This window comes from Pseudonocardia sp. ICBG1142, assembly GCF_020496255.1.
Classification (GTDB): Bacteria; Actinomycetota; Actinomycetes; order Mycobacteriales; family Pseudonocardiaceae; genus Pseudonocardia.
The window spans coordinates 65,259-90,513 of record NZ_JAHLJC010000005.1; the positions used below are offsets into that span (position 1 = coordinate 65,259).

A 25,255-nucleotide genomic window follows, 5' to 3' on the forward strand; every position below is an offset into this window, starting at 1 on the left:
GTGGACCTGATGGACCCGGCCGTGACCACCGACCCGTACGCCGCCTACGGGCGGCTGCGCGAACAGGCCCCCACCGCGACCGTGACGATGATGGGCAGCCCGCCCGCCGTCCTGGCCACCCGCTACGACGACGTCCGCACCGTCCTGACCGATCCGCGTTTCGTGACCGACCCGGCGCTGGCCGGCGGGCCGGACAACCGCGAGATGATCATGGAGCAGATGGGGGTCCCCGCCGACGTCGCCGACTACCTGCTGCGCACCATCCTCACCGTCGACGGCGCGGAGCACACCCGGCTGCGCAGGCTGGTGTCGCGGGCGTTCACCGTGCGGCGGGTCGCGGCGCTGCGCCCGCGGGTCGAGGAGATCACCGCCGCACTGCTCGACCAGGTCGCGGCCGCCGGGGCCGGCGGGGCACCGGTCGACCTGGTCGAGGCGCTGGCCTACCCGCTGCCGATCACGGTGATCTGCGAGCTCGTCGGGGTGCCGGAGGCCGATCGCGCGCAGTGGCACGAGTGGGGCGAGATCCTCACGACGATGGACCGCGAGCGGACCGGCCCCGCGCTGCGGGCGGCGATCGCGCACGTGCACGCCCTCGTCGACGCCCGCCGGTCCGAGCCCGCCGACGACCTGATCAGCGCGCTCGTCGCCGCGCAGGATGAGGACGGCGACCGGCTCTCGGACCGCGAGATGGTCACGATGATCTTCGCGATCGTCATGGCCGGGCACGAGACGACCGCGCACCTGCTCAGCAACGGTGCGCTGGCGCTGCTCGGCGCCCCCGACCAGCTCGCCGCGCTGCGGGCCGACCCGGCGGGCTGGTCCGCCGCGGTGAACGAGCTGATGCGGGCCCGCGGCCCGGTGCAGTTCACCCAGCTCCGCTACCCGACCGTCGACGTCGAGCTGGGCGGCACCGCGATCCCGGCCGGGACCCCGGTGATCGCCGGGCTGCTCCCGGCCAACCACGACCCGCGGGCCTTCGACCGTCCCGACGAGCTGGACCTCGCCCGTCCGACCGGCCGTGGCGAGGGGCACGTCGGGTTCGGGCAGGGCGTGCACTACTGCCTGGGCGCCGCGCTGGCCCGCCAGGAGGGCGAGGTGGGGCTGCGGATGCTGTTCGAACGGTTCCCCGGGCTGCGCCTCGCCGTGCCCGCCGAGGAGGTCGTCTGGCTGCCCCGCCCCGGGTTCAGCCGGGTCGCGGCGCTGCCGGTGCGCGTCGGGTGACCCCCGGGGTGATCGCCGGATGATCGCCGGGAGTGGAGCCCAGGGTGCAGCCGACTGCACCCGGCGCTCCACTCCTGGCGATCATGGAGCGCCGATCATGGAGCGGCGATCACGAACGGCGGCCGTGCGCACCGGTCAGGTGCCCGCGTCGTGCAGGGTGAGCAGGGTCCAGGCGGCGAGTGACTGGGCGTCGGTGAGCTCGCCGCGCCGGATCATCGCCGTCAGCTCGGCGGCGGTGAACCAGGCGGCGCGCATGTCCTGCTCGGAGTGCTCACGGCGCGGCGGCCCCGCGGTCAGCCCGGTCGCGAGGTAGACGTGTCCGCGCTGGCTGGACATGCCCGGCGCGCAGTCGAGCGTGCCGAGCAGGGTCATGTGCGCCGCGGCCAGCCCGGTCTCCTCGACGAGCTCGCGCACCGCCAGCTCGGCCGGGTCCTGGTCGGCCCGGTCGGGTGCGGTGCCCGCGGGGAACTCCCAGCGGCGGCCGCCCACCGGGTAGCGGTACTGCTCGACGAGGTGCAGGCGGCCGTCGTCGTCGCGGGGGATCACCAGGGCGTAGGTGGGCTTGTCGACGACGCCGTAGAGCCCTTCGGTGCCGTCCGGGAGCCGGATGCCGTCCTCGCGGACGCTCATCCAGTCGTTGGCGTACACCTGCCGGGTCGAGGTCTGCTCGATCACCCGCCCAGGGTGATCCATCCACTCGGCCCTACAGTGAGGCGGGTGCGTCTCGTCATCGCCCGCTGCCAGGTGGACTACGTCGGACGGCTGACCGCCCACCTGCCCATGGCCCCCCGGTTGCTGCTGGTCAAACGGGACGGCTCGGTGAGCATCCACGCCGACGACCGTGCCTACAAGCCGCTCAACTGGATGTCCCCACCGTGCTGGCTCACCGAGGAGCCCGGTGTGTGGACGGTGCGCAACAAGGCCGACGAGTCGCTGGTCATCACCATCGACGAGGTGCTGCACGACTCCAGCCACGAGCTGGGCGTCGACCCGGGCCTGGTCAAGGACGGCGTCGAGGCCCACCTGCAGGAGCTGCTCGCCGCGCACCCGGAGACCTTCGGGGAGGGCCACACGCTGGTCCGGCGCGAGTACATGACCGCCGTCGGCCCGGTCGACCTGCTGCTGCGCGACGGGAACGGCGCGCACGTCGCGGTCGAGGTGAAGCGCCGCGGCGAGATCGACGGCGTCGAGCAGCTCACCCGGTACCTGGAGCTGATGAACCGCGACCCGCTGCTCGCGCCGGTCGAGGGGGTGTTCGCGGCCCAGCAGATCAAGCCGCAGGCCCGCACACTGGCCGTGGACCGCGGGATCCGCTGCGTGACCGTCGACTACGACGCGCTGCGGGGCATGGCGCGCGACGACCTGCTCCTGTTCTGAGGCGGCTGTCCCGAGGCGGCCTCCCCGGGCCGGCGCGGCCCCGCCGGGCCAGCACGGGCCCGGCCGGGCCTTGCCGCGGCGTCTAGCCTGGTCACGTGAGTGCCACCGCCGCTGACTCCACCCCTACGACCGCCGCCGTCCCCGCTTCCGGGGACTTCGCGTCGCTCTCGCCCCGTACCGGCGAGGAGCTGGCCCGCTACCCCGTGCACGACGGCGAGCACGTCCGCGCCCGGGTCCGGGACGCCGCCGAGGCCGCCGTCTGGTGGGACGGGCTCGGCTTCGACGAGCGCCGCCGCAGGCTCGCGGCGTGGAAGAAGGTGCTGGTCGCGCAGCTGGACCGGGTCGCGGGCGTCGTCGCCGCCGAGACCGGCAAGCCGCTCGACGACGCCCGGCTCGAGGTCGTGCTCGCCATCGACCACCTGGACTGGGCCTCGGCGAACGCGAAGAAGGTGCTCGGGCGGCGCTCGGTGTCCCCGGGCCTGCTGATGGCGAACCAGGCGGCGTCGGTGGCGTACCGGCCGCTGGGCGTCGTCGGCGTCATCGGGCCGTGGAACTACCCGATCTTCACGCCGATGGGCTCGATCGCCTACGCGCTGGCCGCCGGCAACACCGTGGTGTTCAAGCCCTCGGAGCTGACCCCGGGTGTCGGCCACGAGATCGCCCGCACGCTCGCCGAGGCGGTCCCCGAGGTGGGCCGGTACCCGCTGCTGACCGTCGTCACCGGGTTCGGGCCGACCGGCGCCGAGCTGTGCCGCGCCCCCGGCATCGGCAAGATCGCGTTCACCGGGTCCGCCGCGACCGGACGCCGGGTGATGGCCGCCTGCGCGGAGAACCTGGTGCCGGTGCTCATGGAGTGCGGTGGCAAGGACCCGCTGATCGTCGACGCCGATGCCGACCTCGACGGCGCCGCGGACGCCGCCGTCTGGGGCGGGATGTCCAACGCGGGGCAGACCTGCGTCGGGGTGGAGCGGGTCTACGTCGTCGAGTCCGTCGCGGGCCGGTTCCTGGAGAAGGTGCGGGCCGCGGCGTCGGCGCTGCAGGTCGGCACCGCCACGAACGAGGGCGACCTCGGGCCGATGACCATGCCGTCGCAGACCGAGATCGTGCGCCGGCACGTCACCGACGCCCTGGAGCGCGGCGGCCGCGCGATCGTCGGTGGCGCCGACTCGGTGCCCGCCCAGGGCGGGTCGATCTCCCCGGTCGTCATCGCCGACGTGCCCGAGGACTCCGTCGCGGTCACCGAGGAGACGTTCGGCCCGCTCGTCGTGGTCAACCGGGTGCCCGACGTCGACGAGGCGGTCCGCCGCGCCAACGCCACCGGATACGGCCTCGGCGCGACGGTGTTCTCCGCGAAGCGCGGGGAGCAGATCGCGCAGCGGCTGCGCTGCGGCATGGTCTCGATCAACGGCGTGATCTCCTTCGCCGGGATCCCGTCGCTGCCCTTCGGCGGGGTGGGGGAGTCCGGCTTCGGCCGCATCCACGGCGCCGACGGGCTGCGCGAGTTCACCCGCGCCCAGTCGATCGCCCGGCAGCGGTTCGGGATGCCGATCGTGGTCACGAGCTTCAAGCGGACCGCGCGGACGATGCAGACGCTCGTCGGGATCGTGAAGGCCCGGCACGGGCGCTGAGGCGCCTCTCCTCCCCCGACGACCAGGGCCCTCCCGCACGTCGGGGTGGTCCTGGTCGCATGTTACCCACTGGTAGCACCTCTGGATGACAGGATCGGCGCCGACGCGGAAGACAAGGTTGTCGAATCGGTGGAGGTTGCAGCGTGGCACGTGAGTTCCGGACCGTCGGAGTGGTCGGCCTCGGCACGATGGGGGCAGGCATCGTCGAGGTGTTCGCCCGCAACGGTCTCGACGTGATCGCCGTCGAGGTGGATGACGCCGCGGGGGAGCGCGGCAGGGCCCACCTCGCGGCCTCGACCGACCGCGCCATCGAGCGCGGCAAGCTCACCCGGGAGCAGGCCGACGAGCTCCTCGGTCGCATCACCGTGACCACCACCCTGGCCGACCTGGCACCGGCGCAGCTGGTCGTCGAGGCCATCCCGGAGAGCCTGGACGCCAAGACCGCGCTGCTGGCCGAGGTCGACAAGGTCGTCGCCGAGGACGCCATCCTCGCCTCGAACACCTCGTCGCTGTCGGTCACCGAGCTGGCCGTGCGCACCACGCGCCCGGGCAAGGTCGTCGGGATGCACTTCTTCAACCCGGCGCCGGTCCAGAAGCTGGTCGAGGTCGTGCGGACCGTCGTCACCGAGCCCGACGTCATCTCCGACGTCCAGGCGTTCGCCGACTCCCTCGGGAAGGTACCGGTCGTCATCGGCGACCGCGCGGGTTTCATCGCCAACGCGCTGCTGTTCGGCTACCTCAACCACGCCGCGAAGATGTACGCCGAGCGCTACGCCAGCCGCGAGGACCTCGACGCCGGCATGCGCTACGGCTGCGGCTACCCGATGGGCCCGCTGGTCCTGCTCGACCTCATCGGCCTGGACACCGCCTACGAGATCCTCGAGACGATGTACGGCGAGTCGCGCAACCTGATGCACGCGCCGAACCCGGTGTTCAAGCAGATGATCACCGCGGGCCTGCTCGGCCGGAAGACCGGGCGCGGCTTCTACACCTACTCCGCACCGCACAGCTCCACCGTCGTCCCCGACGGGGAGACCCCGGCCTCCGCCGTTCCCGAGGACGTGACCCTGCGCGACGTGGCGCGGGTCGGCGTGATCGGCACCGGCACGATGGCCTCGGGCATCGTCGAGGTGTTCGCCAAGGCCGGCTACGACGTCGTCGTCCGCGGCCGCAGCGACTCCAAGGTCGAGGGCTCGGTCGCGCTGGTCCGCAAGTCCCTGGACAAGGCGGTCGCCCGCGGGAAGCTGGACGAGGCCGGCCGCGACGCCGTCCTCGCCCGGATCAGCGGCACCACCGAGCTGGAGGACATGGCCGACGTCGACCTGGTCGTCGAGGCCGTCGCCGAGGAGCTCGACGTCAAGCGGGCGATGTTCGGCGCGCTCGACGAGATCTGCAAGCCCGGCGCGATCCTGGCGACGACGACCTCCTCGTTGCCCGTCGTCGAGTGTGCCGCGGCCACCCAGCGCCCGGGCGACGTGATCGGCATGCACTTCTTCAACCCGGCGCCGGTGATGAAGCTGGTCGAGGTCGTGTCCACGATCGGCACCTCGCGCGACGTGGCGGCCACCGTCCTCGACGTGTGCCAGAAGCTCAAGAAGGTGCCGGTGAGCTGCGGCGACCGGGCCGGGTTCATCGTCAACGCGCTGCTGTTCCCGTACCTGAACGACGCGGTGAAGATGCTGGAGGCCCACTACGCCACCGCCGACGACATCGATGCCGCCATGAAGACCGGTTGCGCGCTGCCGATGGGGCCGTTCGAGCTGCTCGACGTCGTCGGGCTCGACGTGTCGCTGGCGATCCAGAAGTCCCTGTACGCCGAGTTCCACCAGGCCGGGTTCGCCCCCGCGCCGCTGCTGGAGCACCTGGTCACCGCAGGCCGGCTCGGGCGTAAGACCGGTCACGGCTTCCGGGACTACACCAAGCGGTAGCGCTTGCGACACTGGTCGCATGGCTCGTGGACGCGGCAGGCGGCCCCGCCCCTCGGAACGGGGGCGGGGCCGTCCCGTCGCGCCACCGCTGGGCAGTGGCATGACGACCGACCTGGAGAGCGGCCGCGACGGCGAGCACTACGTCCGCCGGGTTCCGGGCGGCACCACGGTGAAGCACTACCGGTGCCCCGGCTGCGACCAGCTGCTGCCCTCGGGAATGCCCCACGTGGTGACCTGGCCCGCCGACGACGGCCGCGGCGTCGAGGAGCGGCGGCACTGGCACCTGCCGTGCTGGAACGCGCGGGACCGTCGTCGCGCGGGGTTCCGGCGGCACTGAGCCGAGCGGGGCCGACCCGGGTCAGCGGGTGCGTGCGGCGCGCTTGCCGCCGCTGTAGCCGCTTCGGGCCCGCGGCGAGGGCCGGGGACGGCCGGATCCGGACGACCCGCTGCCCGTCGACCCGGTCGGGGACCCCGACTCGTCCTCCGCGGTCGCGGCGGACCGGCGCTCCCGCGCCGCTACGGCCTCCTCGACCGTGCGGGGTGCGCTCGCGGGGGTGTCGGCCGAACCCGACGCGGGAGCCCCGGTGGTGTCGGGCGCGACGGCCCCGGACCCCGCAGGGGCCTGCTCGGCGGGCAGCCGGTCGACCGAGGACCGCTCGGCGGGCGGCTGGTCGACGGGCAGGTCGGCCAGGTCCGGGCCGGCGTCGAGGTCGTCGACGCCGGACTCGATGAGCGCGCGGGCGGCGCGCAGCTGCTCGGTCAGCCGGGCGCGCAGCCCGGTGAGCTGCTCCACCCGGCGCCGGGCGGCGGCCGTGGTCTCCTCGGCGTCGCGGCGGGCGTCGGAGCGGATCTTCTCGCCGTCGGCGTGGGCCTGGTCGAGGTCGCGGCGGATCCGCTCGGCGGCCTCGCGCTCCCGGCGGGAGATGTCGGCCTCGAGGGCGTCGCGCTCGGCGAACAGCGAGGTCAGTGCCTCGGCGCGGCGCTGGTCCATCGCGATCCGGAAGTCGTGCTCGACCTGCTCGCGGCTCTCCCGGGCCGCGGCGTCGGCCCTGGTGATCCGCTCGGTGACGGTGCGCTCGGCCTCGGCGAGCTCGCGTTCGGTGGTGCTGCGCCGCTCGGCCAGCTCGCGCTCGGTCGTGGTCCGCAGCTCGGTCAGCTCGGCCTCGGTGCGGCGGCGGAGCTCGGCCAGCTCGGTCTCGGTGCGCTCGCGCAGCTCGGCGAGCTCGCGCTCGACGCGGGCCTGCTTCTCGTCGAGGCCGCGGTCGCGCTCGGCGGAGCGGCGGGCGGCCTCGGCCGCGTGGGCCTCGGCGTCGGCGACGGTCTGCTCGGCCCGGGCCCTGGCGTCCTCGATCAGGGCGCGGGCCTGCTCCTCGGCGCGGCGGCGCTGCTCGGCGACCTCGCGGTCGGCCTTGGCGTGCATCTCGGAGACCTCGTCCTCGGCGAGGCGCAGCATGGAGCGCAGCCGCTCGCTCATGCCCTGCACGTTCTGCGGCGGGCCGGCGAGCCGGTTGACCTGCTGCTGCATGGCCTCGGCCCGGGTACGCGCGTCGTCGAGCTCGCGACTCAGCCGGGTGTTCTGGGCGACCGCGGCGTCACGGTCGGCGGCCAGCATGCGCACCTGGGCGTCGAGCCGTCGCAGGTGGCTGTCGACCTGCGCCTGGTCGTAGCCGCGGCGCGCGATCGAGAAACCGGTCCGGGGTACGGGTACGTCGTGGTCGCCGGCCATGTCGTTCACCGTACCGTCGCGGGGGTTGCCGGACCGTAAGTTCACGGCCGGGGGTCACCGGGTTCACCCCGCTATGGACAAAGGGCCCGTCCGTGTGACACGGACGGGCCCTTCGCGGGGACGAACCCCGGCGGCGTCAGACGCCCCGGAAGCGGTTGATGCCATCCAGGTGCTTCGCGCGCTTGTCCGGGTTGGTCACGCCGAGCCCCTCCTCGGGGGCCAGCGCCAGCACGCCGACCTTGCCCTGGTGCAGGTTCTGCTTGACGTCGTTCGCGGCCTGGCCGGTCTCGGCCAGCGGGTACACCCGCGACAGGGTTGGGTGGATCATGCCCTTGGCGACGAGCCGGTTGGCCTCGTAGGCCTCGCGGTAGTTCGCGAAGTGCGAGCCGACGATCCGCTTGAGGTTCATCCACAGGTAGCGGTTGTCGAACTCGTGCATGTAGCCCGAGGTCGAGGCGCAGGTGACGATCTGACCGCCCTTGCGGGTGACGTAGACCGACGCACCGAAGGTCTCGCGGCCCGGGTGCTCGAAGACGATGTCGGGGTCCTCGCCGCCGGTGAGCTCGCGGATCTTCGCGCCGAGCCGCTTCCACTCCTTCGGGTCCTGGGTGGTCTCGTCCTTCCAGAACCGGTAGCCCTCGGCGTTGCGGTCGATGACCAGCTCCGCGCCCATGTCGCGGCAGATCTGGGCCTTCTCCTCCGAGGAGACGACGCAGATCGGGGTGGCGCCGCCGTTGAGGGCGAACTGGGTGGCGTAGGAGCCGAGGCCGCCGGAGGCGCCCCAGATCAGCACGACGTCGCCCTGCTTCATGTCGGCGCCGTTCTTGCTCACCAGCTGGCGGTAGGCGGTGGAGTTGACCAGGCCCGGGGACGCGGCCTCCTCCCAGGTGAGGTGGTCCGGCTTCGGCATCAGCTGGTTGGACTTGACCAGGGCCAGCTCGGCGAGGCCGCCGAAGTTGGTCTCGAAGCCCCAGATGCGCTGCTCCGGGTCCATCATCGTGTCCGAGTGCCCGTCCGGGCTCTCCAGCTCGACCGAGAGGCAGTGCGCGACGACCTGGTCGCCGGGCTTCCAGGTGTTGACGCCGGGGCCGGTCCGCACGACGACGCCGGCGAGGTCGGAGCCGACCACGTGGTAGGGCAGGTCGTGCCGCTTGGCCAGCGGCGAGAGCTTGCCGTAGCGCTTGAGGAAGCTGAACGTCGAGACGGGCTCGAAGATCGAGGTCCAGACGGTGTTGTAGTTGATCGCGCTGGCCATCACGGCCACGAGCGCCTCACCGGGGCCGAGCTCGGGGACCGGGACGTCCTCGACGCGCAGGCTCTTGCGCGGGTCCTTCTCCTTGGTGGTCAGACCCTCGAACATGTCCACGTCCTCGGCGCGGACGGTGACGCCCCGATAGTGCTCGGGAACCTCCAGGCCTCCGACGTCGGTGAACTGCCCGGCGAGGATGGCGTCGCGGATGTCCTTCACTGCTGGCCTCCGATGGCGACGTTGTCAGGGGAGTCGGGTGGCTCACCCGATGGTGCTTGGGATACCGCAAGTTACTGCGTAGTATCTTAACCGTAGGTCGACGGTGAGGGTGATACCCGAAGCGCACTTCGTGATCCACTCCACCGGACGCCCGTACTGTCCTTCGGGACGGGGTCGTGCCCCGGCCGTCCCTCCGCTCGTCAGTGCGCGTCCGCGGCCGGCTCGACGAGCTCGACCAGCACTCCGCCGGCGTCCTTCGGGTGCACGAAGTTGACCTTCGAGTTCGACGTGCCACGACGCGGGGCGTCGTAGAGCAGGCGCAGGCCCTTCGCCCGCAGTGCGTCCGCCGCGGCGGCGACGTCGGTGACCCGGTAGGCGACCTGCTGCAGGCCCGGGCCGTTGCGCCCGATGAACTTCGCGATCGTCGAGTCCTCGTTCAGCGGGGCGAGCAGCTGCACCTTCGTGGCGCCGGCCGCCTCGCCCGGTGCTCCCAGCATGGCCTCGCGCACGCCCTGCTCGGTGTTGGTCTCGGTGTGCACCGCGACCAGGCCCAGGTTGTCCGCGTACCAGCGGATGGCCTCGTCCAGGTCGGGCACCGCGATGCCCACGTGGTCCACGGCCACGACCAGCGGCGACAGGGCGTCCTCGGTTGTCGTCATGGGGGCTGAAGCTACCGGTTCTACTCGCCGGTAGGAGTCTGTGCCGCTGGTCCCCCCCACCGTTCGGTGCGTCCGGACGGGTCGTCGCCGTGGGTATGGTGGCGGCCCACCTGACAACGAAGCCTGATGGAGGACCCCGTGTCCGGAACCGTGATCGTCGCCGGCGCCCGCACGCCGATGGGCCGTCTGCTCGGCTCCCTGAAGGGCTTCTCCGGGGCCCAGCTGGGCGGTGTCGCCATCAAGGCCGCGCTCGAGCGGGCCGGTGTGGCTCCCGACCAGGTCCAGTACACGATCATGGGCCAGGTCCTCACCGCAGGCGCGGGACAGATCCCGGCGCGCCAGGCGGCGGTCGAGGCCGGCATCCCGATGGACGTCCCGGCGCTGACGATCAACAAGGTCTGCCTGTCCGGCGTCGACGCCATCGCGCTGGCCGACCAGCTCATCCGCGCCGGCGAGTTCGACATCGTCGTCGCCGGCGGCCAGGAGTCGATGACCCAGGCACCGCACCTGCTCACCAAGTCCCGCGAGGGCACCAAGTTCGGCGACACCACCCTCACCGACCACATGGCCTACGACGGTCTGTTCTGCGCGTTCGACCAGGTCGCGATGGGCGCCTCCACCGAGAAGTACAACGAGCGCTACGGCCTGACCCGCGAGGAGCAGGACGCCTTCTCCGCCCGCTCGCACCAGCGCGCCGCCCGCGCCGCCCAGGACGGCACCTTCGACCAGGAGATCGCCCCGGTCGAGATCCCGCAGCGCAAGGGCGACCCGATCGTCTTCTCGACCGACGAGGGCGTGCGCGGCGACACCACCACCGAGGGGCTCGGCAAGCTCCGCCCCGCCTTCGCCGCCGACGGCACCATCACCGCGGGATCGGCCTCGCAGATCTCCGACGGCGCGGCCGCGGTGGTCGTGATGAGCAAGGCCAAGGCCGAGGAGCTGGGCCTGGACTGGATCGCCGAGATCGGTGCGCACGGCGTCGTCGCCGGTCCGGACGCCTCGCTGCACGAGCAGCCCGCGAACGCGATCGCCAAGGCGTGCGAGAAGGAGGGCATCCAGCCCGCCGACCTCGACCTCGTCGAGATCAACGAGGCGTTCGCCGCGGTCGGCATCGTCTCGGCCCGCAAGCTCGGCATCGACGAGGAGAAGGTGAACGTCGACGGCGGCGCCATCGCCCTCGGTCACCCGATCGGCATGTCCGGTGCGCGGATCGCGCTGCACCTGGCGCTCGCGCTCAAGGCGCGCGGCGGCGGCGTCGGCGCGGCCGCGCTGTGCGGCGGCGGCGGCCAGGGCGACGCGCTGATCGTGCGCGTCCCCTCCGCCTGACCGTCCCGACCTCCGTGTGGTCCACGTCGGCCCCCGCCTCGGCGGGGGCCGACGTGCATCCACCCCGTCCGTCCCGACGCCCGTTCGTCCCGACAAGGAGCCCGACCGTGCCCGGACCGCCGGACCCCCGCGACCTGGTGGAGCGCGCCCGCCGCGGTGAGCAGCTCGCCGTCGCCCGGCTGATCTCGATGGTGGAGAACGCCGGTCCGCAGCTGCGCGAGGTGTCCGCGGCACTGTCCCCGCACACCGGACGGGCGCACGTCATCGGGCTGACCGGGTCGCCGGGGGTGGGCAAATCGACGTCGACGTCGGCGCTGGTCACCGAGCTGCGGGCGCGCGGGCGCCGGGTCGGGGTGCTGGCGGTGGACCCGTCCTCGCCGTTCAGCGGCGGGGCGCTGCTGGGCGACCGGGTGCGGATGGGCGACCACGCCGACGACGACGGGGTCTTCATCCGGTCGATGGCCACTCGTGGGCACCTGGGCGGGTTGTCCTGGGCGACGCCGCAGGCCCTGCGGGTGCTCGACGCCGCGGGCTGCGACGTCGTGCTGATCGAGACCGTCGGCGTCGGGCAGTCCGAGGTGGAGATCGTCGGCCTCGCCGACACGACCGTCGTGCTGCTCGCGCCGGGGATGGGCGACGGCATCCAGGCGGCCAAGGCCGGGATCCTGGAGATCGGCGACGTCTTCGTGGTCAACAAGGCCGACCGTGAGGGGGCCCGCCGCACGGTGCGCGAGCTGCGGAACATGCTGCACCTGCGTCTCCCGGACGGCGGCGAGGGAGGCACGGACGCACCCGGCCTCGGTGCCGAGCCGTGGGAGCCCCCGGTGCTCTCGACGGTCGCGTCCCGCGCGGAGGGGATCGCGGCCGTCGCCGACGCCCTCGACGAGCACCACGCCTGGGCCGAGAAGTCCGGCGAGCGGGAACGACGGCGCCGTGAGCGGACGCGTCGCGAGATCGAGGGCATCGGGATGGAGCAGGTCCGGGCCCGGATGGAACGCGTGCGCGGCGGTGACGCGCTCGACGCCCTCACCGAGCGGGTGCTGGGCGGGGAGCTGGACCCGTGGGCCGCTGCCGACGAGCTGCTGGACCAGGCGGACTGAGCCGACCCGCCTCCGGTCAGGGGAGTGTGGTCCCGGGCAGCGCCGCGAGCCGGTCGAGGACGCGCTGCGACCCGGTCCGCAGGGCGAGTGCCCTGGCCCGGGCGTGTGCGGCCCGCGCGGCGGCGCCGTCGCCGGCACGCAGGGCGGCGAGCACCTCGCCCAGTGCGAGATCGGTGCGCTCGCGGACCGGGCGCTGCGGTGGGCCGTCCTCGACGGTGAGCCACGCGGGGGCGGTGTGGACGTCGATCGTCGGCAGCGCCGTCGTATCGGTTGGGCCGGTCTGTTCGGTGTCGGCGTCCGGTGCGGCGACGCCCGGCAGCTCGGCCGCCAGGCGTTCCCGCCGGTGCCGCGCCGTGTCCGCGGTGTCCGGGTCCCCGGCCCGCAGGGCCGCGGACTCCGCCTCGACGTAGGCCGCCCACGCCCGGTCCGGGGCGGCGTGGTCGCGTTCCTGGTCCCCGAGCCGCAGTGCGGCCGCGGCGAGCAGTCCGCCGAGTGCCCGCACGAGGTGCGGGTCCTGCGCGTGCGCGGCCGGCTCGCGCAGCTGGGTGACCACGGCGGTCACCGCGTCGTGGGCGGCGGCGGTGCCCAGCCGGTCGTCCAGTGCGCTGGTCGCGGCCCACTGGGCGCGCAGCAGGTCCAGTTCCTCCTCCCCGACGGCGGCGGTCCGCTCCAGCGCCGCGCGCAGCCGCGTGGCCCCGTCGAGGGGGCCCGGCCCGGGTTCGTCGGCGAGACCGAGACCGGCCGGGGTGGTCTCGTACAGCTCGGCGAGGAGCGCGCGGTGCGCGGCGTCCGGGACGGCGTGGCCGTTCTCCCAGCGCGACAGCTGGGTCTTCAGGCTCGCGGCCCGCGCGGTGCCGCCGGTCCCGGCGACGAGCGCGGCCAGCGCACGGGCCGCCTCGGACTGGGACCAGCCCCGCCGGTCGCGCGCGGCCCGCAGCGCCGGGCCGGCACCGGGCCGGTCGGACGGGGGAGGAGGAGCGTGCACGCGGCCGAGTCTGTCGGTGCCCCGTCGTAGGGTCAACACCGTTGACGCAACCCGCATCATCACCTGCCTCGACACCCCGGAGTGTGCCCCGTGGACCTCATCGACTACCTGGCGTGCGTGGGCCTGTCCGGCCTCAGCGGCGCGTTGGCCGGGCGGGCCGCGGTGCGGCGGATGCTGTGGCCCCGGCCGCCCCGCGGCTCGGTGATGCGCAGCTGGCGCGGTCCGGGACACGGCGGCCCGCCATCGGGTGGTGGGCCGCGCCGGCGGAGACGGCCGGGCTGAGGTGGGCGGGTCAGGCGAAGTCGCCGGCGGCGCGGCGCACCGAGCGCAGCAGCGCGGTCAGCTGCTCCTCCTCGGCCGGGTCCAGCCCGGTCAGACCGAAGTCGATGCCGGTCACCGCGGCGGTGGCCTTCTCCAGCCGGGCACGCCCCTCGGAGGTCAGCTCGACCAGGGTGGCGCGGCGGTCGGTGGGGTGCGGCATCCGGCGGACGAGGTCGTCGCCCTGCAGCCGGTCGACGATGTTGGTCACGCTCGTCGGGTGCAGCTGCAGCCGCTCGCCCATCACTCGCATCGGGAGGCTGCCGCGGCGCGCGAAGTCCAGCAGCACCAGCGCCTCGTAGCGGGCGAAGGTCAGCCCGTGCGGCCGCAGCGCCGTGTCGACGGCCGAGAGCAGGATCTGCTGCACGCGCATCACGCTGGTGACCGTCGCCATCGTGCGGGCGGGGCCGACCCGCTCCTCCCACAGTTCGGCCGCACGCTGGATCGGGTCGAAGGGGAGCGACCCGCGGGATGCCATGGTCCGACGCTAGCAAGTGCCGTGACCGGGTCCGTTCCGCATGCCGGGCGTGGCACGGTGTCGGCATGCTCTTCGCCTTCAGCATCGCCCCGTCCGGTTCGGACTCCGGCGACGGCAGCGTCGGTGCCGCCGTCGCCGAGGCCGTCCGGGTGGTCCGCGAGTCCGGCCTGCCGAACGAGACCACCTCGATGTTCACCACCATCGAGTCCGAGACCTGGGACGAGGGGATGGCGGTGGTCAAACGTGCTGTCGAGGCCGTCACCGCCGTGTCGCCCCGGGTCAGTCTGGTCCTGAAGGCCGACATACGGCCCGGGTACCGGGGGCAGCTGCAGGCCAAGGTGGAGCGGGTCGAGGAGCACCTGCGCGGAGGCGGTGCGTGAGCGCCCCGGTCGCACCGGGAGCCGGGGAGCCGGGCCCGGCCCGGGTCGTGCTCGTCCACGGCGCCTGGCACCGCGGTGCGTCGTGGGCGCCGGTGGTCGAGGCCCTGGCGGCCCGGGGAGTGGAGGCGGTCGCGCCGAACCTCCCGTCCGACGTCGCGGGGGTCGGCCACACCGAGCTCGTCGACGCGGTCCTGGCCGTCGCCGGTGGTGGTCCGGACGGGTCGGTACCCGGGGTCGAGGGTCCGCCGGTCGTGCTGGTCGGCCACTCGCTCGGCGGTCTCGTGGCCACCGCGGCCGCCGGCCGCATCGCCGACCGGGTGCGAGCGCTGGTCCTCGTCGCGGCACTCGTTCCCGAGCCGGGCCGTCCCTACCGGGACCGGATGCGTGCCGAGCGCGACCTGATGGTCGCCGGTTACGACGCCGAGGTCCGTCGTGGCCCGGGGGTCAGCACGTACTGGCCGGACGCGCGGACGGTCGCCGACGGGCTCTACCGGGGCGTCGCGGACGAGCTCGACGCGGCGGGACGTGACGGGCGGGCCGTGGTCGCGGACGCGGCGGCGCAGCTGAGACCCCAGGACTGGTCGCTGCTCGTCGAGCCGTGCCCGGTGCCGTCGTGGCCCGCGGTGCCGACAGTGTCGGTGGTGTGTGCGGGGGACCGGGTCGTCAGTCCCGTCGCGGGACGGCGGGAGGCGGACCGGGTCGGGGCGCGGCTCGTCGAGTTCGCGGGCGGGCACTTCCCGATGCTCACCCGGCCGGAGGAGACGGCGGACCTGCTGGCCGGGCTCGCCGCGCCGGCCTGACGGGAGGTGCCACGGCCCGGGCGCCGGGACGACGACGGCCGGTGGCGGGAGACCCGTCACCGGCCGTCGGGCGCCCGGACCGGGTCCGGAGGCCGTGTCGTCGTCGCGGCGTGCCGCGAGGAAGGCCGTGCTCAGCCCGCCATGATGGTCGAGAAGTAGTACACGCCGGCGAGGATGCCGACGAAGCTGACGGTCATGCCGATCTGGGCGAGCTTGGTCATGCCCGGCTTGCGGTAGGCGAGGAAGCCGGTGACCAGGCCCGCGGCACCCAGGATCCAGGCGGCGATCGGCACGAGGAACGCGGCGATCGCGATGATGCCCAGCGCCACCGACGCGTAGGCCAGGGTCGGCTTGTCGGTCGTCTGCATGTTGCTCATCGGGGTGGAGCCCTCCGTTGTGCGCCGGGGAGCCGGCGATCGTTCTGTCGGGGAAGGGAACCGCGGGGTGGGGCAACCGGGGGAACGCCCCGCCGCGATCACGCAGAGTCAGCATCGAGTCCCTGCAGGGTGTTCAACGAGTGGCGAGGCCCGGTGTTGCTCCGCCGGTCCGGTGATCGTGGGGGCGACCCCGCCGGTTCCGCCGGGTTCCGGGGCTCCGTGCCGTCGTCGGCTCTGCGGGCACGGGTAGGTCGGTCACCGGGGACCTGTCCCGGTGCGAACTTGCTTACCGGGTAAGCGAGTTCACGCAGGTGGGTGCCGCCGGCTCTCTCCCGGGGCGTGGTGGTGCAGCTGCGGCATCGGCGGTGCCGTGCGGGCGTCGGACCCCGGCGGACATCCCGGGACGTCGGGGCGGGGCGAGGAGACGTGGGACGCGTCGCGCGGGGGTGCGTCCGACCGGGCGGGGCGGGTCACGCCGGACACACGGACGTGCCAGGATGGATGGCGTGTCTCGCCCAGATCCTCGTCAGGCGGCCCAGCGTGCGGCGATCTCCTCGGCCATGGCCGGGGCGGTCGACCTCTCCGGGCTGAAGGCCCGTGCCGATGCGGCGAACCGGCCCGCCCCGTCCGGCGGTGCCGGGGGCGGTCCGCCCGCGCCCGGCGGGGGCGGGAGCTCCTGGGTCGTCGACGCGACCGAGCAGGGCTTCCAGGCCGAGGTCCTCGAGCCGTCCCTGCAGGTGCCGGTCGTCGTCGAGCTGTGGGCCAGCCGCTACCCGCGCGAGGAGCAGCTGTCGGCCGAGCTGGAGCGCCTCGCCTCGACCGGCGGCGGTGCGTGGCGCCTGGCCCGGGTCGACATCGACACCCAGCCCCGGGTGGCCCAGGCCTTCGGCGTGCAGCAGGTGCCGATGCTGGTCGTGCTCGTCGGCGGTCAGCCCGTCGACGCGGTCAACGGCGCCATCCCCGAGGACCGCGCCGCCGAGTGGGTGAAGTCCCTGCTCGACGCGCTGCGCGACCGCATGCCCGCCATCGCCGAGGGCGAGCGCCGGGCGGCCGCGGCCGGTTCGGACGAGCCCGTCGAGGAGCCCGAGGACCCGCGCTTCACCGCCGCCGAGGACGCCCTGGAGCAGGGCGACTACGCCGCCGCCGAGGCCGCCTACACCGCGATCCTCGACAGCGAGCCCGCCAACGAGCAGGCGAAGGCGGCGCTGGCGCAGGTCCGCTTCCTCGCCCGTGCCGAGCAGGCCGACCCGTCGTCGATCGCGCGGGCCGACGCCGCACCCGACGACGTCGACGCCCAGCTCGCCGCGGCCGACGCCGAGCTGGCCGCCGACCGGGTCGAGGCCGCCTTCACCCGGTTGGTCGACACCGTCGCCCGGACCGCGGGCGAGGACCGTGACCGGGCCCGCGGGCACCTCGTCGGGCTCTTCGAGCTCTTCCCGGCCGACGACCCGCGGGTCGCCACGGCCCGGCGCGCGCTCGCCCGCGCCCTGTTCTGAGCCGGACCCGCCCCGATGGCCCACGGCCGCAGGCACCGGCGCCCGCGGTGACCGTCGCCGCTCCTGCCGGGACGCCGGCTCCGCGGTGGGCGTCGGCGGCGCGCGACCGCGTGCACCGTCTCGCGCGGGCGGTGGCGCCGGTCGTCGCCGTCGCCGCGCTGGTGACCGCGGCGCTGCTGTTCGTGCTGGGCGGCCCGCCGCTGCTGCGCTGGATCCCGGCGACCGACATCGCGCGGATGCACGTCGACTTCGACACCTTCCGGGCCTCGGCGTACGCGCTGCTCCAGCACGGTCCGGGCAGCGCCGCGATCTACGACACCGGCGCCCGGCTGCACAACCTCAACCCGCCGCTGCTGTCGGTGCTGCTCGCGCCGCTGGCCCTGCTCGACCCGGTCACCGGCTACCGGCTGCTGACGGCGCTGTCGATGCTGCTCGTCGCCGGGTCGGTGCTGCTGGTCTGCCGGGAGCTGCGGCTCGGCCGCCGCTGGACGACCGGTGCGCTCCTGGTGGTGCTGGCGTCGTCGCCGCTGCACGGCACGCTGCTGCTGGGCCAGATCTACCCGCTGCTGCTGGCCGGGCTGACCGCGGGCTGGGTCGCCGAACGGCGCGGGCACCCGCTGCTGGCCGCCGTCTGCTACGGCGTGACGGTCGCCCTCAAGCCCTCGCTCGCGCCGGTGCTGCTGCTCCCCGCCGTGCAGGCCCGTCGGCGGCCGTTCCTGGCCGGGATCGCCGCCGCGGCGGTCGCGACGCTGGTCGGCGTCGCCGTCGCCGGGTGGCCGACGGCGTTCCAGTGGCTGACGATGGCGCTGGCCGAGCCGGTCGGCCCCACCCCGGACAATGCGTCCCTGCCGGGCCAGGCGCTCCGCTGGGGGATCCCGACCGTCGTCGGCACCCTGGTGGGCGCGGCGATCGTGGTCGGCACGCTCGTCCACCTCGGGCGGCGCACCCGCCGGTACGGCCTCGACCCGGCCGCGGGCACCGCCCCGGGTGGGACGGCGCTGTTCGCCGTGCTCGCCACCGGTCTGCTGGCGGCGCCGATCGCCTGGCACAACTACCTGCTGCTGCTCCTGCCCGGGCTGCTGGCGCTCGCCGCGTCCGGCCGGGCGGGGGACACCCGTCGCCGGGTCGTCGTCGCGATCGGGTGTGTCGCCGTCGTCCCGGTGAGCTGGTCCGACCTGTGGGCCGACGGCGGCTGGGCGACCCCGCTCGGACGGACGCTCTACACGACAGTGCTCCTGGCGACCTGGTGGTCCCTGCTGCGCCCGGCCGTCGGGCCGGTGCCCGGCGGTCCCGTCCGCACTGCGGACGAGCCGTCCCGCGCACCGGCCTGACGGTCCGGGCCCCAGGGGATCAGTCGCCCGCGGTGGTCCCCGTGTCCGAGGCGCCCGTGCCGGAGCTCCCGTTGACGAACGAGCCGGTGCGCACCGCCCGGACACCGACGGTGCCGGGGGCGGGCGCGACCGAGGTGGAGACCGGACCGGGGTCCGGGGCGTCCTCGGCGTCGTCCGGGCCCGGGTCGACGAGGTCGGCGGGCGTGACGACGACCTGCAGGTCGTCGTCCGGGGTCGCCGGTGCCTCGACGTCGGTGTCCTCCGGCTCGTCGGGCAGCGCGGCGGCCGGCAGCGGCGGCGGGACCGTCGCGGCCGGGGCGGCCTCCTGCGCCGGGACGGACAGCACCGGGCCGCCGGTGTCCTCCGGCACCAGCCACAGCACCCCCGACGGCGGCAGCCGCAGCACCGCCGACGCGGGCTGGCCGTGCCACATGACCTGCTCGGCGCGCACCCGGCCCAGGTTGCCCACCCCGGACCCGCCGTAGGCCGACGCGTCGGTGTTGACGACCTCGGTCCAGTTCCCGGCGAACGGCAGCCCCACCCGGTAGTCCTCACGCGGGGCACCGGAGAAGTTCGCGACGCAGGCCAGCACGGTGGCACGGCCCTCGGCGTCGACGCCGTGGCGCAGGAACGAGAACACGTTGCCCTGCGCGTCGTTGGCGTCGATCCAGGCGAAACCGTCCGGGGTGGTGTCCCGCGACCACAGTGCGGACTGCGCGCGGTAGGTCCGGTTCAGGTCCGCGACGAGCGTGGTGATCCCGCCGTGCAGCGGGTCGTCGCTCTGCAGGTGCCAGTCCAGCGACCGCTGCTCGGACCACTCCCGCGGCTGCCCGAACTCACCGCCCATGAAGAGCAGCTGCTTGCCGGGGTGCGCCCACATGTAGGCCAGCAGCGCACGGACCCCGGCGGCCTTGTTCCAGTCGTCGCCGGGCATCCGGGTCCACAGCGACCCCTTGCCGTGCACGACCTCGTCGTGGCTGATCGGCAGCACGTAGTTCTCGCTGAACGCGTACATCAGCGAGAACGTCATCTGGTTGTGGTGGTAGCTGCGGTGGATGGGGTCGCGCCCGGTGTAGTCGAGCGTGTCGTGCATCCAGCCCATGTTCCACTTGAGCCCGAACCCGAGACCGCCCATGTAGGTGGGCCGGGTGACGCCCGGCCAGGCGGTGGACTCCTCGGCGATCGTCACGACGCCCGGGTGCTCCCGGTAGACGGTCGCGTTCATCTCCTGCAGGAACGCGACCGCGTCGAGGTTCTCCCGGCCACCGTGGACGTTCGGCAGCCACTGGCCGTCGGCACGGGAGTAGTCCAGGTAGAGCATCGAGGCGACCGCGTCGACCCGCAGGCCGTCGACGTGGAAGGACTCCAGCCAGTACAGCGCGTTCGCGACGAGGAAGTTGCGCACCTCGTTGCGGCCGAAGTCGAACACGAGCGTGCCCCAGTCGGGCTGCTCGCCGCGGCGCGGGTCGGCGTGCTCGTAGCAGGCGGTGCCGTCGAAGCGGGCCAGCGCCCACTCGTCGCGCGGGAAGTGCGCGGGAACCCAGTCGACGATCACGCCGTAGCCCGCCCGGTGCAGCCGGTCGACGAAGTACCGGAAGTCGTCGGGCGTGCCGAACCGCGAGGTCGGGGCGAAGTACGAGGTCACCTGGTAGCCCCAGGACCCGCCGAACGGGTGCTCGGCCACGGGCAGCAGCTCGACGTGGGTGAACCCGGTGGTGTCCAGGTAGGCCACCAGCCGCTCGGCGATCTCGCGGTAGTCCAGGCCCGGCACCCACGAGCCGAGGTGCATCTCGTAGATGCTCATCGGCTCCTCGTGCGGGCGGACCTGCGCGCGGGCGGCCATCCACGCGTCGTCGCCCCACTCGTGGACGTCGCGGGTCACGACCGACGCCGTCTGCGGCGGGATCTCGGTGGCGAAGGCCATCGGGTCGGCCTTGTCACGCCACCGGCCGTCGGGGCCCAGGATGCGGAACTTGTAGCGGTCGCCGACACCGACGCCGGGCAGGAACAGCTCCCAGACCCCGGAGCTGCCCAGTGAGCGCATCGGCAGCGCCCAGCCTGCCCAGCCGTCGAAGTCGCCGGTGACCCGCACACCGCGGGCGTTCGGGGCCCAGACAGCGAAGCTGGTCCCGGCGACCGGGCCGGACGGGGTCTCGTAGTCCCGGACGTGTGCGCCGAGGACGTCCCACAGTCGTTCGTGCCGTCCCTCGCCGATGAGGTGCAGGTCCATGTCGCCGAGCGTCGGCAGCCAGCGGTACGGGTCGTCGACCGTCTGCTCGGTCGTGCCGCCGGCGCCGTCGCCGTAGGTCACGAGCAGCCGGTAGTCGCCGCCGGAGCCGGGGACGAGGCCGGAGAACAGTCCGGCGTCGTGCACCCTCGTCAGCTCGCAGGCCTGCGCGCGGTCACCGTTCGGCAGCACCGCCACCGAGACGGCGTGCGGCCGCAGGACACGGACCACGGTGCCGTCGACGTGCGGATGCGCGCCGAGGACCGAGTGGGGGTCGTGGTGGGCACCGCCCAGGAGCCGGTCGGTCGTCGCCGGGTCCGGTGCGTACGCATCGGTCTCGGAGCGGGTCGCTCGGGTCTCCTCGGAGGTCACGGCGGAACCGTACTGCGAGTGACGGATGCTCGCCGCGTGCGGTCGCACAGTGTTGCCGGATCGCAGTCGAGCGTGAGCGGAGCCGGGTCAGTCCCGCCCGCGCCGTCGCCGGTGGCGCCGCAGTGCCCGTTCGAGGACCGCCTGCAGCGCGACGGCGGCGTCGTCCCAGGTCTGCTCGGCGGCGCGGGCGCGCACCGCATCGGAGCGCTGCGTCCACGTCGTGTCCAGCCCGCGCACGGCGGCGGCGAACCCGGCGTCGTCACCCGGTGCGACGAACACCCCGGCGTCGCCCGCGACCTTGCGGAAGGCCGGGATGTCGGTGACCACGACCGGGCAGCCCCGCGCCATGGCCTCCAGCACCGGGAGCCCGAACCCCTCGTCGCGGGAGGCGGAGACCAGCGCGGTGGCGCCGTCGAGCAGGGCGCGGTAGCCGTCGTCGTCGACGCCGTCGTGGAACACCGGCCGGGCCGGTGCGGCGAGCCGCTCCAGCTCCGCGCGCACCCCCGGCGGGACGGGGGAGACCAGGTGGAGCTCGTGGTCGGGCAGCCGGGCCGCGGCCCTGGCCACGGTCGCGACGTCCTTGTAGGGCATGAACGACCCGGCGTAGACGATCCGGTTCCCCGACGGGCGGGACCGCGGCGGCGTGCCGGGCGGCAGGTGGAAGTCGGTGGCGTCCGGGACGACGGAGACCTCCCGGCGCGACAGCCGGTGCTCCGCGACCAGGGCCGCGGTCGCGGCGGACACGCACGCGACGGCGTCGGCGCCGGCCAGCAGCAGCCGCTGCGGCCACCACGACAGGTGGTAGGCCCGCCACACCGCCCGCACCGGCGCGGGCAGCCACGGCGGTGGCGCCGGGTGCCGGTAGTAGATGAGGTCGTGCACGGTCAGCACGACCGCGTAGCGGCGGCCCAGCGTGCCCATCGTCTGCATCGGACTGAAGACGACCGCATCGGGTGACCCGTCGGTGCCGTCGGTGCCGGACGTCCCGGCGGTGCCGTGGTTGCCGGACGTCCCGGCGATGATCCGGTTCACCCGCCGCGCGACCAGCGGCTCCCCGGCCCCGGTCGGCGACGGCAGGGTGTGCGCGGGCCGGTCGGGCAGCCCGTCGCGCTGGCGCGGGTCGGACACCAGCAGCTCCACCGGGGTGATCCGGTCCAGCGCGCGGACCAGTCCGGTGGTGTAGCGGCCGATGCCGTCCGGGCGTCCGGGACGGATGTAGCGGCAGTCGACGAGCACCCTCACCGGTGCAGGAAACCCCGTATCTCCCGGGCCGCCCACGCCGGGGCCTCGTAGTGCACGAGATGGCCGGTGCGGGGCAGCAGGACCAGCCGGGCGTCGGCGAAGGCGGCGGCGAGCGCGTGCTGCCCGGCCGGTGGGGCGACCCGGTCGCGGGCCCCGGCCAGCAGCAGCGTCGGCACCGTGATGCGGGGCGCCCACGGCCGCACCGAGCCGGAACCGGCGGCGCGGAAGCACTCGAGCAGCGACGCCGTCGTGGCGAAGGTGCCGAAGTGGGCACGGTGCTCGTCGGAGATCCAGTGCCGCAGCAGCGGGTCGCGGGTGGTGGTCATCGAGACGGTCGCGGCGTCGGCGAGCAGCCGGTGGCGCAGCACGCCGTCGAGGCCGAGCCGGGCGGCTCCCTCGTGGAGCAGCGCGGTGGCCGCCGTCCCGAGGCCGGTGATGCCGCCGGCCCCCGAGGCGGGCTCGGCGATCGGGTTGACCAGCACCAGGGCCCGGGGGGTGGTCGCGGCCGCGGCGCAGACGGCCGCGGCGACGATCGACCCGAACGAGTGCCCCAGCAGCACCGTGTCCGGGCCGAGGTCGGCGAGCAGCGCCGAGGCCCATCGGGCGTAACCGTCGACGTCGTGGGTGCGGTCGGTGAACGGCGGCGACGCCCCGAACCCGGGCAGGTCCGGCACGACGACCCGATACCCGGTCAGCCGCGACGCCAGCGGCGCGAGCCCGTGGTGGCTGCCGCGCAGCCCGTGCAGCGCCAGCACCGGCGCCCCGTCCGGGTCGCCGAAGGTGTGCACGACGGTGCGGGCACCGTCGACCGGGCGCTCGAGGGCGGGCGTGAGCGTTTCGGTCACCGCCGGGTGTCCGCGTGCCGGCGGGCGCGGCGCCCCGAGCGGAACGCACGCACCGGGACGACCGGGCGGGCCTTGGTCCGGTACAGCTCCTCGAAGGTGTCCACCGTGGCCGCCAGCGAGTGCTCGGACGCGATCCGCAGGCTCGCCGCCCCCAGCACGGCGGCGCCGTCGGGGTCGCCGAGCACCCGGGCCAGCCGGTCGGCGAGCGCGGCGACGTCGCCGTGCGGGTAGCGCCAGCCGTTCTCGCCGGGGCGGGCCAGGTGCGGCAGCGCACCCGCGTCGACGGCGACGACCGGCTTCCCGGTCGCCATCGCCTCCAGGGTGACCAGGCTCTGCAGCTCGGCGGTGCCGGCGTTGCAGAACACGTCCAGGGCCGGGTAGACGTCGGGGATCTCGTCGTCGGTGAGCCGGCCGGTGAAGGTGACCGCGTGCTCCAGGTGCTGGGCGTGGACCAGCGCGCCCAGCCGGGCCCGCTCCTCGCCGTCGCCGACGACGACCAGCTGCGCGTCGGGCACCGCACCGGCGCGCAGCAGCGCGGTGGCGCGGACCAGCTCGTCGACGTGCTTCTCCCGGTCCAGCCGCCCGACGAAGCCGACCAGCGGCACGTCGGCGGGAATGCCGTGCCGGGCCCGGAAAGCGGGCCCGCGACCGGTGGTGTCGGGCCGGAAGCGGCCGAGGTCCAGACCGTTGGACACCGGCAGCACCGGGCCGGGGACACCGCCCTGCTCGGCCATCGACGCGGCCAGCGGGGTCGGCGCGGTGACCAGCCCGGCCCGGCTGAGCACGCGCACCGCGTCCCACCAGAACAGCTTCTTGAGCCCGGACTCCGGCAGGTGCAGGAAGCTGATCGCCGGGATGATGTTCTCCGGGATCATGTGCGTGGTCGCCATCGACGGGACGCCGAGGTCGGCGGCCGCGGTGAGCAGCATCCGGCCCAGCACCATGTGGCTCTGCACGTGCACGACGTCGGGCCGGACCCGGCGCAGGATCGCGCGGCAGGTCTGGCGCAGCCCGGGCGGCGGGCAGAGCCGGAAGCCCGGCGGCTTGGGGACGCGGCAGGAGCGGACCCGGTGTTCGATCACCGGCCCGACCCGGCACGGTGGCCTGCTGCGCAGGCCGCGCGAGGGCGCGACCACGTGCACCTCGTGCCCGCGGGCGGCGAGCTCGGCCGCCAGCCGCTGGCCTGCGTAGCTGGCCCCGTTGACGTCCGGTGCCCAGGTGTCGGCCCCGATCAGGACGCGCACGCGTTCTCCTTCCGCGAGGTCGTGGCACGCACCCACAGCGCGCGCCCGGCCACGAGCACCAGGCCCACGCCCAGCCCCACCGCCACGATGATCCACGGCCGGTCGGCCAGCTCCGCGGCGAACCGGCCCCCGACCACCCAGCCGATCCCGACCAGCAGCGCCGAACGCAGCGCCGTCAGCGGGACCACCCAGGCCACGAACCGCCGGTACGACACCCCGGCCAGGCCGATGGCCAGGAACGCGGGGATCGCGCCGACGTCCACCAGTTTCGCGCCCAGCACCACCCTGCCCGGACGGCCCCCCACCTTTGCGCGCAGCACCTCCCGGCGACCCGCGGTCAGACCCAGCCGGACCAGCAGCGGAGCGATGCCCGGGCGGCGCCCGCCGCGGCCGAGGACGTAGAAGACGGTGTCGGCGACGACGTCGGCGGCGAAGGCCACCAGCCACACCGCCCACCAGTCGAGCAGCCCGGCGCCCGCGAGCGAGCCCGCGACGACGCTGACCACCGGGCCCTCCACCAGCACACCGAGGAAGAGGACGGCCAGCGTCACGCCGAGCGTGGGCCCGTCGGGCCGCTGGACCAGGCCCAGGACGCCGTCCAGACCGTCCACACCGAGCAGACCGGCCGGGGTCACGACAGGTCCCCGGGCCGTGTGGTGGGTGGTCGTCTCACGGTGGATGTCCTCCTGGTCGGGGAGGATTCCACGATCCCGTGCCGGGCCGCCCG

General features: G+C 74.4%; 24 protein-coding genes. 12 read left to right on the top strand and 12 right to left on the bottom strand.

Features of this window, described 5'->3' with window-relative positions; translation table 11 throughout:
• The first annotated feature begins 21 nt into the window (after nt 1–21).
• Nucleotides 22–1,221, top strand: coding sequence for a cytochrome P450 (locus KPL59_RS05715; protein ID WP_226360160.1), 1,200 nt, complete (start codon nt 22–24; stop codon nt 1,219–1,221).
• A 135-nt stretch (nt 1,222–1,356) separates the two neighbouring features.
• On the opposite strand, the gene KPL59_RS05720 is transcribed toward KPL59_RS05715, so the two are convergent.
• Nucleotides 1,357–1,851, bottom strand: a complete 495-nt coding sequence (locus tag KPL59_RS05720; protein ID WP_226360536.1) for an NUDIX hydrolase — start codon at nt 1,849–1,851, stop codon at nt 1,357–1,359.
• An 87-nt stretch (nt 1,852–1,938) separates the two neighbouring features.
• On the opposite strand from KPL59_RS05720, the gene nucS reads away from it, so the two are divergent.
• The 4 genes from nucS (at nt 1,939) to KPL59_RS05740 (ending at nt 6,491) form a co-directional block, all read left to right on the top strand.
• Entirely contained in the window at nt 1,939–2,598 is a 660-nt protein-coding gene (nucS, locus tag KPL59_RS05725) for an endonuclease NucS (RefSeq protein ID WP_020621452.1), read from the top strand.
• A gap of 95 nt (nt 2,599–2,693) precedes the next feature.
• Nucleotides 2,694–4,226, top strand: coding sequence for an aldehyde dehydrogenase family protein (locus tag KPL59_RS05730; protein ID WP_226360161.1), 1,533 nt, complete (start codon nt 2,694–2,696; stop codon nt 4,224–4,226).
• Nucleotides 4,227–4,369: 143 nt separating this feature from the next.
• Entirely contained in the window at nt 4,370–6,154 is a 1,785-nt protein-coding gene (locus KPL59_RS05735) for a 3-hydroxyacyl-CoA dehydrogenase family protein (protein WP_226360162.1), read from the top strand.
• A 100-nt stretch (nt 6,155–6,254) separates the two neighbouring features.
• Nucleotides 6,255–6,491, top strand: coding sequence for a hypothetical protein (locus KPL59_RS05740; protein ID WP_020621449.1), 237 nt, complete (start codon nt 6,255–6,257; stop codon nt 6,489–6,491).
• Between the two features lie 21 nt (nt 6,492–6,512).
• Here KPL59_RS05740 and KPL59_RS05745 read toward each other — a convergent pair whose 3' ends face one another.
• The 3 genes from KPL59_RS05745 to mce form a co-directional block, all read right to left on the bottom strand.
• Complete coding sequence (locus tag KPL59_RS05745) at nt 6,513–7,880, bottom strand: hypothetical protein (protein WP_226360163.1); 1,368 nt, start codon at nt 7,878–7,880, stop codon at nt 6,513–6,515.
• A gap of 136 nt (nt 7,881–8,016) precedes the next feature.
• Nucleotides 8,017–9,348 carry a crotonyl-CoA carboxylase/reductase gene (ccrA, locus tag KPL59_RS05750; protein ID WP_149663355.1) on the bottom strand — a complete coding sequence of 444 codons (1,332 nt, stop codon included), beginning with the start codon at nt 9,346–9,348 and terminating at the stop codon, nt 8,017–8,019.
• 200 nt (nt 9,349–9,548) lie between these two features.
• Nucleotides 9,549–10,007, bottom strand: a complete 459-nt coding sequence (mce, locus tag KPL59_RS05755) for a methylmalonyl-CoA epimerase (RefSeq protein WP_020623309.1) — start codon at nt 10,005–10,007, stop codon at nt 9,549–9,551.
• Nucleotides 10,008–10,145: 138 nt separating this feature from the next.
• On the opposite strand from mce, the gene KPL59_RS05760 reads away from it, so the two are divergent.
• Together KPL59_RS05760 and meaB are read left to right on the top strand one after the other, a co-directional pair.
• On the top strand, nt 10,146–11,333 hold the full coding sequence (locus tag KPL59_RS05760) for an acetyl-CoA C-acetyltransferase (protein ID WP_043277611.1): 1,188 nt from the start codon (nt 10,146–10,148) through the stop codon (nt 11,331–11,333).
• A gap of 107 nt (nt 11,334–11,440) precedes the next feature.
• Complete coding sequence (meaB, locus tag KPL59_RS05765) at nt 11,441–12,433, top strand: methylmalonyl Co-A mutase-associated GTPase MeaB (protein ID WP_226350976.1); 993 nt, start codon at nt 11,441–11,443, stop codon at nt 12,431–12,433.
• 16 nt (nt 12,434–12,449) lie between these two features.
• Here the strand turns inward: meaB and KPL59_RS05770 are convergent, their stop codons facing one another.
• Nucleotides 12,450–13,418 (bottom strand): helix-turn-helix transcriptional regulator, encoded by a 969-nt coding sequence (locus tag KPL59_RS05770; RefSeq protein ID WP_226360164.1) that lies wholly within the window; start codon nt 13,416–13,418, stop codon nt 12,450–12,452.
• A 90-nt stretch (nt 13,419–13,508) separates the two neighbouring features.
• On the opposite strand from KPL59_RS05770, the gene KPL59_RS05775 reads away from it, so the two are divergent.
• Nucleotides 13,509–13,700 (top strand): hypothetical protein, encoded by a 192-nt coding sequence (locus KPL59_RS05775; RefSeq protein WP_226350978.1) that lies wholly within the window; start codon nt 13,509–13,511, stop codon nt 13,698–13,700.
• Between the two features lie 10 nt (nt 13,701–13,710).
• Here KPL59_RS05775 and KPL59_RS05780 read toward each other — a convergent pair whose 3' ends face one another.
• Nucleotides 13,711–14,214 carry a MarR family winged helix-turn-helix transcriptional regulator gene (locus KPL59_RS05780; RefSeq protein ID WP_226350979.1) on the bottom strand — a complete coding sequence of 168 codons (504 nt, stop codon included), beginning with the start codon at nt 14,212–14,214 and terminating at the stop codon, nt 13,711–13,713.
• Nucleotides 14,215–14,279: 65 nt separating this feature from the next.
• Here KPL59_RS05780 and KPL59_RS05785 point away from each other — a divergent pair, with 65 nt between their 5' ends.
• Nucleotides 14,280–14,594 (top strand): thiamine-binding protein, encoded by a 315-nt coding sequence (locus KPL59_RS05785; RefSeq protein ID WP_020623304.1) that lies wholly within the window; start codon nt 14,280–14,282, stop codon nt 14,592–14,594.
• The gene (locus KPL59_RS05790) at nt 14,591–15,394 is read left to right on the top strand and encodes an alpha/beta fold hydrolase (protein WP_226350980.1); all 804 of its coding nucleotides are present in this window, start codon (nt 14,591–14,593) and stop codon (nt 15,392–15,394) included. Before KPL59_RS05785 ends, KPL59_RS05790 begins: the two co-directional genes overlap by 4 nt.
• Before the next feature lie 131 nt (nt 15,395–15,525).
• On the opposite strand, the gene KPL59_RS05795 is transcribed toward KPL59_RS05790, so the two are convergent.
• On the bottom strand, nt 15,526–15,771 hold the full coding sequence (locus KPL59_RS05795) for a hypothetical protein (protein WP_020623302.1): 246 nt from the start codon (nt 15,769–15,771) through the stop codon (nt 15,526–15,528).
• Between the two features lie 506 nt (nt 15,772–16,277).
• Between KPL59_RS05795 and KPL59_RS05800 the strand changes: the two genes are divergently transcribed.
• Nucleotides 16,278–17,267 carry a tetratricopeptide repeat protein gene (locus KPL59_RS05800; protein ID WP_226360165.1) on the top strand — a complete coding sequence of 330 codons (990 nt, stop codon included), beginning with the start codon at nt 16,278–16,280 and terminating at the stop codon, nt 17,265–17,267.
• Between the two features lie 47 nt (nt 17,268–17,314).
• The gene (locus KPL59_RS05805) at nt 17,315–18,598 is read left to right on the top strand and encodes a glycosyltransferase family 87 protein (protein WP_226360166.1); all 1,284 of its coding nucleotides are present in this window, start codon (nt 17,315–17,317) and stop codon (nt 18,596–18,598) included.
• 19 nt (nt 18,599–18,617) lie between these two features.
• On the opposite strand, the gene glgB is transcribed toward KPL59_RS05805, so the two are convergent.
• From glgB to KPL59_RS05830, 5 genes are all read right to left on the bottom strand, one after another.
• The gene (gene glgB, locus KPL59_RS05810; protein ID WP_255676577.1) at nt 18,618–21,119 is read right to left on the bottom strand and encodes a 1,4-alpha-glucan branching protein GlgB; all 2,502 of its coding nucleotides are present in this window, start codon (nt 21,117–21,119) and stop codon (nt 18,618–18,620) included.
• Nucleotides 21,120–21,284: 165 nt separating this feature from the next.
• Nucleotides 21,285–22,439 (bottom strand): glycosyltransferase family 1 protein, encoded by a 1,155-nt coding sequence (locus KPL59_RS05815; RefSeq protein WP_226360168.1) that lies wholly within the window; start codon nt 22,437–22,439, stop codon nt 21,285–21,287.
• Nucleotides 22,436–23,284: an alpha/beta fold hydrolase gene (locus tag KPL59_RS05820; RefSeq protein ID WP_226360169.1), complete on the bottom strand. Its 849-nt coding sequence runs from the start codon at nt 23,282–23,284 to the stop codon at nt 22,436–22,438. Before KPL59_RS05820 ends, KPL59_RS05815 begins: the two co-directional genes overlap by 4 nt.
• Nucleotides 23,281–24,528 carry a glycosyltransferase gene (locus KPL59_RS05825; protein ID WP_226360170.1) on the bottom strand — a complete coding sequence of 416 codons (1,248 nt, stop codon included), beginning with the start codon at nt 24,526–24,528 and terminating at the stop codon, nt 23,281–23,283. Before KPL59_RS05825 ends, KPL59_RS05820 begins: the two co-directional genes overlap by 4 nt.
• Nucleotides 24,516–25,163, bottom strand: a complete 648-nt coding sequence (locus KPL59_RS05830) for a DedA family protein (RefSeq protein WP_226360171.1) — start codon at nt 25,161–25,163, stop codon at nt 24,516–24,518. Before KPL59_RS05830 ends, KPL59_RS05825 begins: the two co-directional genes overlap by 13 nt.
• Between the last annotated feature and the right edge of the window lie 92 nt (nt 25,164–25,255).